Source organism: Arachnia propionica (assembly GCF_003859805.1).
Lineage (GTDB): Bacteria > Actinomycetota > Actinomycetes > Propionibacteriales > Propionibacteriaceae > Arachnia > Arachnia propionica_C.
This window is the reverse complement of sequence record NZ_RQZG01000001.1, coordinates 250,535-262,034: the sequence shown is the minus strand read 5'-3', so window position 1 is coordinate 262,034 and position 11,500 is coordinate 250,535. Positions and strand designations below refer to the sequence as shown.

At 66.6% G+C, this 11,500-nt stretch carries 10 protein-coding genes; 6 read left to right on the top strand and 4 right to left on the bottom strand.

Annotated features, from left to right (window positions below; all coding sequences use genetic code 11):
* Positions 1-9 precede the first annotated feature (9 nt).
* The gene (locus EII34_RS01300) at positions 10-2,250 is read left to right on the top strand and encodes an FAD-dependent oxidoreductase (RefSeq protein WP_185711111.1); all 2,241 of its coding nucleotides are present in this window, start codon (positions 10-12) and stop codon (positions 2,248-2,250) included.
* A gap of 1 nt (position 2,251) precedes the next feature.
* On the opposite strand, the gene EII34_RS01295 is transcribed toward EII34_RS01300, so the two are convergent.
* Positions 2,252-2,590 (bottom strand): RNA polymerase-binding protein RbpA, encoded by a 339-nt coding sequence (locus tag EII34_RS01295; RefSeq protein ID WP_124841977.1) that lies wholly within the window; start codon positions 2,588-2,590, stop codon positions 2,252-2,254.
* A gap of 38 nt (positions 2,591-2,628) precedes the next feature.
* Complete coding sequence (locus tag EII34_RS01290; protein ID WP_124841974.1) at positions 2,629-3,411, bottom strand: glycerophosphodiester phosphodiesterase; 783 nt, start codon at positions 3,409-3,411, stop codon at positions 2,629-2,631.
* 56 nt (positions 3,412-3,467) lie between these two features.
* Between EII34_RS01290 and pdxY the strand changes: the two genes are divergently transcribed.
* The gene (pdxY, locus tag EII34_RS01285) at positions 3,468-4,331 is read left to right on the top strand and encodes a pyridoxal kinase PdxY (RefSeq protein ID WP_124841971.1); all 864 of its coding nucleotides are present in this window, start codon (positions 3,468-3,470) and stop codon (positions 4,329-4,331) included.
* Here the strand turns inward: pdxY and EII34_RS01280 are convergent.
* On the bottom strand, positions 4,300-5,835 hold the full coding sequence (locus tag EII34_RS01280; RefSeq protein ID WP_124841968.1) for a helix-turn-helix domain-containing protein: 1,536 nt from the start codon (positions 5,833-5,835) through the stop codon (positions 4,300-4,302). The genes pdxY and EII34_RS01280 overlap by 32 nt on opposite strands.
* A gap of 74 nt (positions 5,836-5,909) precedes the next feature.
* On the opposite strand from EII34_RS01280, the gene lpdA reads away from it, so the two are divergent.
* The 3 genes from lpdA (at position 5,910) to EII34_RS01270 (ending at position 7,858) form a co-directional block, all read left to right on the top strand.
* Positions 5,910-7,313, top strand: coding sequence for a dihydrolipoyl dehydrogenase (gene lpdA / locus EII34_RS01275; protein ID WP_124841964.1), 1,404 nt, complete (start codon positions 5,910-5,912; stop codon positions 7,311-7,313).
* 117 nt (positions 7,314-7,430) lie between these two features.
* Positions 7,431-7,595 (top strand): hypothetical protein, encoded by a 165-nt coding sequence (locus EII34_RS15840; protein WP_185711110.1) that lies wholly within the window; start codon positions 7,431-7,433, stop codon positions 7,593-7,595.
* Positions 7,595-7,858, top strand: coding sequence for a metal-sensitive transcriptional regulator (locus tag EII34_RS01270; RefSeq protein ID WP_124841961.1), 264 nt, complete (start codon positions 7,595-7,597; stop codon positions 7,856-7,858). The genes EII34_RS15840 and EII34_RS01270 overlap by 1 nt, the downstream gene beginning before the upstream one ends.
* 5 nt (positions 7,859-7,863) lie before the next feature.
* On the opposite strand, the gene EII34_RS01265 is transcribed toward EII34_RS01270, so the two are convergent.
* On the bottom strand, positions 7,864-9,129 hold the full coding sequence (locus EII34_RS01265; RefSeq protein ID WP_124841959.1) for a GNAT family N-acetyltransferase: 1,266 nt from the start codon (positions 9,127-9,129) through the stop codon (positions 7,864-7,866).
* A gap of 90 nt (positions 9,130-9,219) precedes the next feature.
* On the opposite strand from EII34_RS01265, the gene EII34_RS01260 reads away from it, so the two are divergent.
* A complete protein-coding gene (locus EII34_RS01260) occupies positions 9,220-11,499 on the top strand; it encodes a glycoside hydrolase family 3 C-terminal domain-containing protein (RefSeq protein ID WP_124841956.1) in 2,280 nt (759 codons plus the stop codon).
* Position 11,500: the final 1 nt, after the last annotated feature.

Sequence of the window (11,500 nt, the reverse complement as noted above, 5' to 3'; positions counted from 1 at the left end):
GGGTTGCACGTGTTTGACGCGATCGTCATCGGCTCCGGGATCGGAGGCCTGACGACTGCTGCTCTCCTGACCCGCATGGCCGGCAAGCGTGTCCTCGTCCTCGAACGCAACCTCGAACCGGGTGGCCAGACCCGGACCTTCCGACGTGACGGCGCGAGCTGGGATGTCGGTGTCCACCACGTGGGGGAGATGGCGCCGGGCAGTCGGATGCGGGGCATCGTGGACGTCATCTCGGGTGGGGTGTTGACCTGGAACCAGCTGCCGGATGACTACCAACGACTCGTGTACCCGAGTTTCGAGATCCAGATCCCCTCCGAGCGCACCGAGTTCCGGGATCGCCTGGTTGCCCGATTCCCCGAGGAGGCGGGAGCCATCCGGCGCTACGTCAAGGATGTCCGCCGGGTCGCCCGGTGGGCACGCCTGAGTTTTGCCGACTTCCTGGTTCCTGAACGCGTACGACCCTTCCTCCGCGTACTGCGGCGTTCACATCACCGCTTGGCCTCGATGACGACCCGGGAATACCTGGACCGCAACTTCCGCTCCCCGCAGCTGAAGTCCGTGCTCGCCACCCAGTGGGGCGACTACGGCTTCCCACCCGCGGGTGGCACCTTCCACCTGCACGCCCTCTTCGCCGACCACCTGCTCAACGGCGCCTGGTTCCCGGAGGGTGGCAGCGCCCGGATCGCACGCAGCATCGAGGAGGTCATCGAGGCCGGTGGGGGAGCGGTGCGCGTGGGATGTGAGGTGGTCCGCATCCTGCTCGAGGAAGGACGTGCAGTCGGTGTCGAGGTCATCGAGATGCGAGGCCCGTTGCCGCGGCTGGTGGAGTACCGGGCACCCTACGTGGTCTCCGGGGCCGGTGCCGCCACCACGTACGGACAGCTCCTGCCACGCACCGGGGACGCGGCCCGTGCAACGGCAGCGCTCCGGCAACGGTTCGGTGACACCGGCCCCGGTCACGACGCCGTCTCCCTGCTGCTGAAGTTGAGGTCCTCACCGCAGGCCCTCGGGGTGACCAGCCAGGACATCTGGGTGCACTCCGACCTGGACGAGGCCGACAGCGAGATCTACACCCGACGGCTCTTCGCCGGCATCCCCTCCAGGTGCCAGATCTCCTTCCCGAGCCTCAAGTCGGGAGACTCCCACATCCACACCGCCGAGATCATCGCCTTCGCCCCGCCGGATGCCTTCCGCCGTTGGGAGGGGCAGGACAGCGGCATGCAGAAACCCGGGTACGAGGCCTTGAAGTTCCGCATCGGGCAAGGACTGCTCCGGCTGGCCGAGACGGCCGTCCCCGGTCTGACCGAGCTCACCGAGTACCTCGAGCTGTCCACCCCACTGTCCGTGGCGGGGACCGGTCACCATCGCCGAGGAGCGATGCGCGGCCCCATCGTCACCACCGATCCCAGGCACCGCTCCTCACTGCTCGGCCCCGTCACCCCCATTGCAGGATTGTTCCTGACCGGGCAGGACGCGGGCTCAGCAGGTTTCGTCGGGGCCATGATGGGAGGCGTGCTCGCCGCGGGACAGATCATCGGTCCCCGCTGTTGGCCGGATCTGCTCCGCATGGTCAGAAGGGGAGCACCGCCGTCCCGGGGTACCGCACCCTCCCTCCTGCCCGAGGACAAGTACCACGCCCGTTTTCTCGAGATCACACGACTCACGCCCGAGGTGTGGCGGCTGGTGCTGGAACTGAGCGGTGAGGCACCATCCTTCGTCGCCGGGCAGTTCGCCCGGATCCGGACCGGGTCAGGGCAGTGGTACGACCACACGATCATCGCCCTGCGGGGCAACCGCCTCACCCTGCTGTCCGGCACCTGCACCCAGGGGGTCGGATCACGGCTCGTCGCCACCGTCTCGGTGGGGGACAGCACCGTCGTCGAGCTGCCGCTCGGCACCTTCACGCTGAGGGAGACGCGCGGTCGACGGGTCTTCGTGGCGACCGAGGGTTCGCTCGCGACATTCCTGGCGATGTTCGACGAGATGGGCGAGGAACTCGCGGACGCCACCCTGGTCTACGGTTGCCGTGGCGAGGAACATGACCTCGTTCGCAGGGTGGACAGCCCGCTACCGGCCGAACTGATCCGTTGCGGAGGACAGGAGCGGCCGTCCGATGTGCTGGCGAGAATGCCGCTGGATGCGGAACACACCGAGTTCTACCTGTGTGGTAGGGCCGAGGCTGTCGCCGACTGGGTCCAGGTGCTGCGCGAGCGTGGGGTCAAGGATGAGATCCACCACGAACGGCACTGACTCAGACCCGGCCCTGCTCCCTCAGCTTGTCCAACTGCTCCGCCAGGATGTCCTCCAGCTCGGGAATGCTCCGTCGTTCACGCAGCATGTCCCAGTGGGTACGGGCAGGTTTTGCCTCCTTCGCCTCACCGGTGGTGCCGTCCGAGCGGGTGGCGACCAGGCCACACTTCTTGCACTCCCATTCGAAGGGCAGATCTGCCTCCACTGCGAAGGTGACCTCGAAATGGTGTCCCTTCGGGCAGTCGAAACCAATCCGACTGCGCTCGGCGAACTCGATGCCCTGTTCGTCCTCGAAGCTCTTGGCCCCGAGTCCCATACCCCTGAGCGCGCGATCAGCCATGCTTCACCTCCTATGATTCACAACGATTGTCCGGTCGATCAGGTTCCCGTGCTCCGTGCCCACATGCCCCGGGCCTGGAGCACCTGTTTCAGCAGATCAGGGCGATCGGTGACGATGCCGTCGACTCCCCAGTCCAGCAGTGTGTGCATCTGCCCGGGCACATCGATCGTCCACACGTGCACCTTGAATCCCGCCCGGTGGATCGCTCGCACCCGCCCCGGGGTCAGCACCCTCACACGGACACCACCGACCCGGTGCTCGACGGGGATCTGGAAGACCGCTGGCCCTCCAGGGCGACGACGCGGGAGCGTCCCGAGGACCATGCGCACCACCCCCACCGGACCGAACGCCGTCGTGACCGAGGGCAGCCGCTTCCTGAACCGGTCGACACGTCGCTGTGAGAACGAGGCCACACAGACCCGGTGGGCCGCATTGCACCGCTCGATCACCCGTGCCAGCGGTTCGATGGCCTGAGGGGCCTTGATGTCGAAGTTGAACCGTGCCTCGGGGAATTCCTCGAGGAGTTCCTCGACACGCGGGATCGGCTCCCGACCCCCGACCCGGATCTCCTTGATCGCGTCATGGGGCAGATCACCGATGCGCATGTCGATGTCGGTGACCCGCGCCAGGTTCGGGTCGTGGAAGGCCAGCGGAACGTGATCTGATGTGGCGTGGACATCGGTCTCGAGGTAGGTGTAGCCCAACTCGACGGCGTTTCGGAACGCCGCGAGCGTGTTCTCGATCCCGAGGTTGACCGTCAGCAACGCCCCGCCCCGGTGGGCCATCGGTGCGAACTCCGGTTCCAGGTAGCCCTCTGCCATGGGGCCATTATTCCAACAGCAGGGGGTGCTGTGGCAGGAAGTGACACACTGAACCCGTGCAGACCGTCTTGTCGATCCAGTCCTTCGTCAGTCACGGCTGTGCCGGGAACAGCGCAGCCGTCTTTCCGTTGCAGCGTCTCGGTGTCACCGTGCTGCCCGTCCACACGGTGTTGTTCTCCAATCACACCGGCCACCCGACCTGGCGTGGACCACTCGTCCCAGCCACCGATGTCTCGGAGATCATCACCGGAATCGATGAGCGCGGGGCACTGACCACCACCGATGCGGTGCTCAGCGGCTACCTGGGCTCGGCCGAGGTGGGAGATGTCGTCCTGGATGCCGTCAACCGCACGAGACGGCGCAACCCCGAGGCCGTGTTCCTGGCCGATCCCGTCATGGGGGACCGGGACACCGGTCTCTACTGTCGTGACGAGATCCCCGAGTTCTTCCGGGAGCACGTGGTCCCTGCGGCAGACATCATGACCCCGAACCTCTTCGAGCTGGAACAGCTGACCGGAGGATCACTGCACGGACTCGACGACGTGGTCGCCGCGGCCGAGGAGCTGCGTCGGCGAGGTCCCGCCGTCGTGCTGGTCACCTCGGTCGTGCTCGACGATGCCCCGGACGGCCTGCTGCGCATGCTCGCCGTCGACGAGGAGGGGACATGGGTGGTGGAGACCCCGGTGCTTCACCGACGGTTCGTCGGCACGGGAGACCTGACCGCAGCACTCTTCCTCGCGCACTGGCTCACCGGCGGGGACACCGCGGAGGCACTCGGTGCGACTGCCTCCGCGGTCTACTCGGTGCTCGAGCAGACTGACGTCATGGGCGAGGAGGAACTTCAGCTCGTCGCGGCCCAGGAGCAGTTGGTCACCCCGGTCAACCTTTTCACTCCCCGGGCCCTCCCCAGAACGTGTTGACCTGGGCGCCGAGTCGGTTGAACCGCTGGGGCAGGTCCTCATAGCCGCGGTTGATGACGTAGACGTCCCGCAGCACGGTGGTCCCACGCGCTGCCAGGGCCGCCAGGAAGAGACACACCGACGGTCGCAGCGCCGGAGGGCACTCGATGTCACGACCACGCCACCTGGTGGGCCCGATCACCATGAGCTTGTGGGCATCCATGACGGTGACGTTCGCCCCGAGTTCGTTCAGTTTCTTCAGGTGCACCGCACGGTTGTCGTAGACCCAGTCGTAGATGATCGACTGGCCCTCCGCCATCGCACAGATCAGGGTGAAGAACGGCAGGTTGTCGATGTTGAGTCCGGGGAAGGGCATCGGGTGGATCTTGTCGAGGGGGGCCACCAGTTTCGATGGTTTGACCGTGACGTCGACGAGACGGGTGAGTCCGTTGCGGCTGGTGTACTCCGCGCTCATCTCGAAACGCTGTCCCATCTCCTCCAGCACCGCCATCTCGACCTCGAGGAACTCGATGGGGCAGCGTCGCACCGTGATCTCGGACTGCGTGACGATGCCGGCGGTGAGCAGGCTCATCGCCTCGATGGGGTCCTCGGAGATGAAGTACTCGACATCGGAGTCGATGTGGGCGACCCCCGTGATCCTGAGCGTCGTGGTGCCGATGCCCTCGATCTCGACGCCGAGTTCCCGCAGGAAGAAACAGAGGTCCTGGACCATGTAGTTGCCCGAGGCGTTGCGGATGACGGTCAGACCTGGGGTGCAGGCGGCAGCCATGATGGCGTTCTCCGTGACGGTGTCGCCCCGTTCGACCAGGGTGATGTGGTGTTCGTCGGCACCGCTGCGTTTGACCGACGCCCGGTAGCGGTTGTCATGGGCATCCACGGCGAGACCGAGTCGCCCCAGGGCGGACATGTGGGGGTGCACGGTGCGCGCACCCAGGTCGCAGCCACCGGCGTAGGGGAGCTCGAAGTTGTCGAACTCGTGCATGAGGGGACCGAGCAGCATCAGGATGGAGCGGGTCCGACGCGCCGCCTTCTGGTCGATGGTCTCGGGGGTCAGGCACTCAGGTCTGATCAGCTCGAGGTCATCCCCACCGCCGATCCAGTTGACCTTGACCCCGATGGAGGTCAGGACGTCACAGATCCGGTCCACCTCCTCGATGCGGGCGATCCCCCGCAGCACCGTCCGGCCGTGGTTGAGCAGCGAGGCACAGAGCAGCGCGACCGCCGCGTTCTTCGAGGTGCGCACCTCGATCTCACCGCTCAGTGTCGTCGGACCGGTGATCTCGAAGTTGACCGTGCCCTTGGTGGCGGCCTGGATCAGCGGCATGTCGAGGGCGACCGCCAGCCGGTCGATCATGTTCAAGGAGAGGTTCTGCTGCCCGTTCTCGATGCGGTGGACGGCAGACTGCGCGGTGCCGAGCTCGTCGGCGAGACGCTGCTGCGACCACCCACGCTCGACGCGGGCCTCACGGATCATGGTTCCAAGGGACTGGCTGGTAGCGGTCATGCAGTGAGTATCTCATATTTGAGATAGTGCGTGACACACGTGCCGCCCACCACTGGAGCACTAGAGTGGGGGACATGAGTTCGCAAGAGTTTGATGTCATCGTTCTCGGCGCCGGCCCGGGCGGCTACGTCGCCGCCATTCGCGCCGCTCAGCTGGGCCTGAAGACCGCCATCATCGAGAAGCGTTACTGGGGCGGCGTCTGCCTCAACGTGGGCTGCATCCCGACGAAGTCGCTCCTGCGCAACGCCGAACTGGCCCACATCGTCACCCAAGAGGCCGACACCTTCGGCATCTCGGGGGACATCACGGTTGACTACGGGAAGGCCTTCAGCCGCAGTCGTCAGGTCTCCGAGCGGATGACCAAGGGCATCCACTTCTTGATGAAGAAGAACAAGATCACCGAGTTCGACGGCTGGGGCACCTTCGTGGACTCCCACACCATCGATGTCGCGGACGACTCCGGGAAGACCACGCAGGTGCGGGGCCGCAACATCATCATCGCCGCTGGTTCCGTCACGCGGATGCTCCCGGGCACCGAGGTGTCGAAGAACGTCGTCACCTATGAGGAGCAGATCCTCTCCGAAACCGCTCCCAGGTCGATCATCATCGGAGGTTCGGGTGCGATCGGCACCGAGTTCGCCTACGTGCTGCGTTCCTACGGCACGCAGGTGACCATCGTGGAGTACGCCGACCGGATGGTGCCGAACGAGGACGCCGAGATCTCGGCCGAGCTGACCAAGGCCTACAAGAAACTGGGCATCGACGTGCTGGTGGGCACGAAGGTCGAGGGGATCGAGGACACCGGAGACGGGGTGAAGGTGACCGTCAGCCCGGCCAAGGGTGGTGAGTCGACGGTGCTGGAGGCCGAGCGTTTCCTCTCCGCCGTCGGCTTCGCCCCGCGCACCGAGGGCTACGGGCTGGAGCGCACGGGTGTGGCACTGACCGAACGCGGCGCCATCGCCGTGGACGAGAACATGCGCACCAGTGTCCCCGGTGTCTACGCCATCGGTGACTGCACCGCCAAGATGATGCTCGCCCATGTCGCGGAGGCCCAGGGCATGGTGGCCGCCGAGACCATCGCGGGAGTGGAGACCCATCCGGTCAACTACGACATGATCCCGCGCGCCACCTACTGCCAGCCCCAGATCGCCTCCTTCGGCTACACCGAGCAGCAGGCCAAGGACAAGGGGTACGAGGTGAAGGTCTCGAAGTTCCCGTTCGCCGCCAACGGCAAGGCCTGGGGGCTGGGGGAGGGGATCGGCTTCGTCAAGATCGTCGCCGACGCGCGGTACAACGAGCTCCTCGGTGCCCACATGATCGGCCCGGACGTGACAGAACTGCTGCCCGAGCTGATCCTGGCCCAGCAGTTCGATCTGACCACCGACGAGATCGCCGCCGCCGTGCACGCCCATCCCACTCTCTCGGAGGCCATCAAGGAGGCCGCCCACGGGATCGGCGGGCACATGATCAACTTCTGAGTCGTGTGGTCACCCGACGGCCGCTCCCGCCCGGGGGCGGCCGTTCCAGATTCCTTGCCACAGTACCCCCTGGGGTATATCCTTGCGGCAACCAGCCGTCGACGAATCGGAGCAACCATGTGCCGCAAGGTCACCTGCAAGGAGTGCCACAAGCCCACCTGGGCCGGCTGCGGGCAGCACGTCGAACAGGCCCTCGCCGGAGTGCCCGCGTCCGAGCGCTGCGTCTGCGATCAGGGCACCCAGCCCTCAGGGGTCATCTCGAAACTGCTGGGCAAGCGCTGATGCGCCTCGACCCGGAGGACATGTCACCGGCGCTGCTGCGTCTGAAGCGGGCGTACGGTCAGCTCGGTGCCGTCATCCGCATGATCGAGCAGGGCCGGGAGTGCGACGAGGTGCTGACCCAGCTCGCCGCCGTCGCCAAGGCCATCGACCGGGCAGGGTACAAGATCATCGCCCACAGCATGCGTGAGTGCCTCGCCAAGGACCCCACCGGTGCCACGCTCGACCCGGAGAAGTTGGAGAAGCTGTTCCTCTCCCTGGCCTGATGCGCTCAGAAGTGGATCAGGTTCACCGGGGGAGTGTGGGTCGCGAAGAGATCACTCAGGGCCGCCACGCCCTCCCCCCTGACCAGCCCGGCGCGGGCCAGTTCCCGCGCGGTGACATCCCCGTGCCAGAGTCTGGCCAGGGTGTCCACGGCCAGTTCGACGGTGGGGAAGTCAGTGGTGGGCTCCGCCGTTGCCACGCCTTCCTCGGCACGGATGCGCCAGGTGCCGTCGCAGAATCCCATCGGATCGACGACCCGGAGCGTGATCTCGCCGTCGGCATCGAAGCCCCGTTGGGCGATCGCCGAGGGCAGGTCGAGGATGCGCAGCCACACCCCGTCGCGGGTGGATCTGCGCTTGATGGCCCAGCTGTCGACGAGCGAATACGGCAGAGAGTCGCCTCGTGGCATGAAGTCGTACCGGATTCTCGTCACGAGATCGATCTCCACCAGACCACGCCAGAGGGCGCGTCCGATGGCAGGGGTGGGTGCCCAGAGTGCGGTCACCTCCATGGGGGCGGGATCACCATCCGGCACATCAGGCCACTGGCCGTGGGTGAAGGTGGCGAAACCGTCCGCGACCCCGTCCGGGTCGTGATGCACGAGGTAGCGCAGCGCACGGTCCTCCCCGTCGGCCGTGCGCCCCACCGCACGCCGGCGGTGGACGTTCAGTGGGGAGTGTGAGCCACGCTGGACCGCGAGACAGGCCGCGGTCACCCGTTCGAAAACATCTGCCGCACGGGCAGGGGAGAGCAACTCACAACGGCCGGGGGCCACGTCCACATCCGGCCGCAGGGCGAACCGCCGGGCATCGATCTCCCAGCTCTCGTGACGATCGGCGATGCCGAAGCCGAAACGTCCGTAGATGGTGGCCTCACTCGCGGTGAGCACCGCCAGGGCGTGTCCCTTGTCCCGTGCGAGGGTCAGGTTGTGCTGCATCATCGCCCGCGCCAGACCCTTGCGGCGATGGGTGGAACGCACGGCAACGGTCTTGACCACCATCGCCGAGACCGGATCGCGCCCACAGTTGACCTTGATGCCACCCCATGCGAGACCTGCCACGGGTTGTCGGCCCTCGAGTCCGGGACCCTCGGTGGTGACCATGCAGAGCGTCGCCAGGTCAGCCCGCTGGTTCTCCCTGTAGAGCTCCAGTTCTCCCTCCGTGGGTCGCGGGCCGAGGAACGCATTGCCGAACAGGTCGAGGTAGGCCGCCCAACGTGGGTCGTCGTCCGCGGTCTCCAGTGGCAGGGTCTCCAGGCGATAGGGTTCGAGCACGGCCCAACCCTATCCCCTCCGCCAGCACTCCCTCCCAAATTGTCCGATAATGTATATTATGTCATTTTGTTGTCCGGGTGGTCGTCCGTCATGCTGGAGGTCGTGTTCGACGACGACGCGATCCCCCAGCTCCTGGACCGGCTCACCCTCGAAGAAAAGTGCTCCCTGCTCTCAGGCAGCGACTTCTGGCACACCGAACCGATCGAGCGGCTCGACATCCCGGCGCTCATGCTGACCGACGGCCCGCACGGAGTTCGGAAACAGTCACAGACCTCCGAGGACCTCGATGTCGGCAACGCGATGCCGGCCACCTGTTTCCCGACCGCTGCTGGGCTGGCCTCGACCTGGGACCGGGACCTCGTCGCCGAGATCGGCCATGCCCTCGGCTGGGAGTGCCGGGTGCTCGGCGTGCACGTGCTGCTGGGACCCGGGGTCAACATCAAGCGCACTCCCCTGTGCGGACGCAATTTCGAATACTTCTCCGAGGATCCTCTGCTGGCCGGGGAACTTGCGGCCTGTCTGGTCCGAGGCATCGAGGCCGAGGGCATCGGCACCTCCGTCAAGCACTTCGCCGCCAACAACCAGGAGACCGACCGGATGCGCATCAACGTCGAGGTGGACGAGCGCACTCTCCGTGAGATCTACCTGGCCCCGTTCGAACGTGTCGTCACCACAGCGAACCCGGCCACGCTGATGTGTTCGTACAACCGCATCAACGGTGCCTACTCGTCGGAGAACCCGTGGTTGCTCACCCGGGTGTTGCGCGACGAGTGGGGGTTCGACGGTCTGGTGATGACCGACTGGGGTGCCGTCAACGACCGGGTGGCAGGGGTTCGCGGTGGCCTGGACCTGGAGATGCCCTCCTCGCAGGGACTCAACGACCATCGGGTGGCCGAGGCCGTACGTCGAGGAGACCTGTCCGAGGACACACTGGACCGTGCGGTCGCCCGGGTGCTCCGCCTCGTGGCACGGCATCACCAGCCCTCGGACGGGAACACCCCTGATCTTGATGCCCACCACGACCTCGCCTGCCGCGCTGCTGCCGCCTCCGCCGTGCTGTTGAAGAACGACCAGGAGACCCTCCCCCTCTCAGGGCTCGACGACGTCGTCATCATCGGGGAACTCGCCCGGACCTCCAGGTATCAGGGGGCCGGGTCGTCGCGGGTCAACCCGACGCGGCTCGTGAGCATCCTGGAGGCACTCCGGGAACGGGCCGCGGTGCCCTTCGAACCGGGTTACGTCCTGGCCGACTCCCCCACGGCCGGGAGCGATGACGAGGTCCTGCGCCGAGCCGCGGCGACAGCGGCCCGGGGACGTACCGCCGTCCTGGTGCTGGGGTTGCCCTCCGCCGACGAGTCCGAGGGCTACGACCGCAACCACATCGATCTGCCTGCCAGCCACGTCCGGCTGCTTCGTGAGGTGTCAGAGGTGGCCGAGCGCACCGTGGTGCTGCTCGCCAACGGGTCAGCCGTGGCCACCGCGCCCTGGCAGCATGCCGCCGATGCCATCCTGGAGCTGTGGTTGGGCGGCCAGGGCGGAGGCGAGGGTGCTGCCCGCCTCCTCACCGGGGAGGTCTCACCGTCAGGCCGCCTTGCGGAGACCATCCCGCTGCGCGTGGAGCAGTTGCCCGCCCAGCTGAACTTCCCCGGGGAGAACGGCGTCGTGCGCTACGGGGAGGGGCTCTTCATCGGATACCGCGGCCTCCAGGCCCTTGGCGCCCATCCATCCTTCCCCTTCGGTCATGGCCTGACCTACACCAGCTTCAGCTACTCGGATCTGGTGGTCGAGGCGGCCGAGGTGACCCCGGAACTGCCGCTCACCGCCCCCGTGCTGCGAGTCACGTTCACGGTGACCAACAGCGGTGATCGTCACGGTGTGGCCGTGCCACAGCTCTACCTCGGCCACCCCACCTCCGCCTTCACCCGTCCGGTACGCGAACTGCGGGGGTTCTCCCGGCTCGGCCTCGAACCCGGGAAGTCCGAGCCGGTCACGATCACCGTGGATCGACGCACCATGTCGCTGTGGCACACCTTGTCGCACAGCTGGCAGGTCGAACCCGGACCGGTCACCGTGGAGATCGGTGAGTCCTCGGCCGACATCAGACTCAGTGCGACGGCCACGATCACCGCGCCGTCACTGCGCCCACCTCTCACCCACTGGTCCACGCTCCGGGAGTGGAGGGCCGATCCGATGGCCTGGCCCACGATGCGTGAGGCCCTGGGTGAGTTCGGGAAACTCATGGACGGCCCGGGTGAGATCAACCCCGAGGCCTTCTTCCTCCTCGATCTGCCGGCCTGCAAGGCGACGTTGATGTTCAACCAGCCCACGGCGACGCAGCTCGATGACCTCGTCGCCCGGTTCGGGGCCTGAT

Coding starts and splice junctions, on each gene's coding strand:
- EII34_RS01290 (WP_124841974.1), bottom strand. CDS start 3,411: ATGGCAGAGGGCTACCTGGAACCGGAGTTCGCACCGATGGCCCACCGG.
- EII34_RS01295 (WP_124841977.1), bottom strand. CDS start 2,590: ATGGCTGATCGCGCGCTCAGGGGTATGGGACTCGGGGCCAAGAGCTTC.
- EII34_RS01270 (WP_124841961.1), top strand. CDS start 7,595: ATGCGCCTCGACCCGGAGGACATGTCACCGGCGCTGCTGCGTCTGAAG.
- EII34_RS01280 (WP_124841968.1), bottom strand. CDS start 5,835: ATGACCGCTACCAGCCAGTCCCTTGGAACCATGATCCGTGAGGCCCGC.
- EII34_RS15840 (WP_185711110.1), top strand. CDS start 7,431: ATGTGCCGCAAGGTCACCTGCAAGGAGTGCCACAAGCCCACCTGGGCC.
- lpdA (WP_124841964.1), top strand. CDS start 5,910: ATGAGTTCGCAAGAGTTTGATGTCATCGTTCTCGGCGCCGGCCCGGGC.
- EII34_RS01260 (WP_124841956.1), top strand. CDS start 9,220: ATGCTGGAGGTCGTGTTCGACGACGACGCGATCCCCCAGCTCCTGGAC.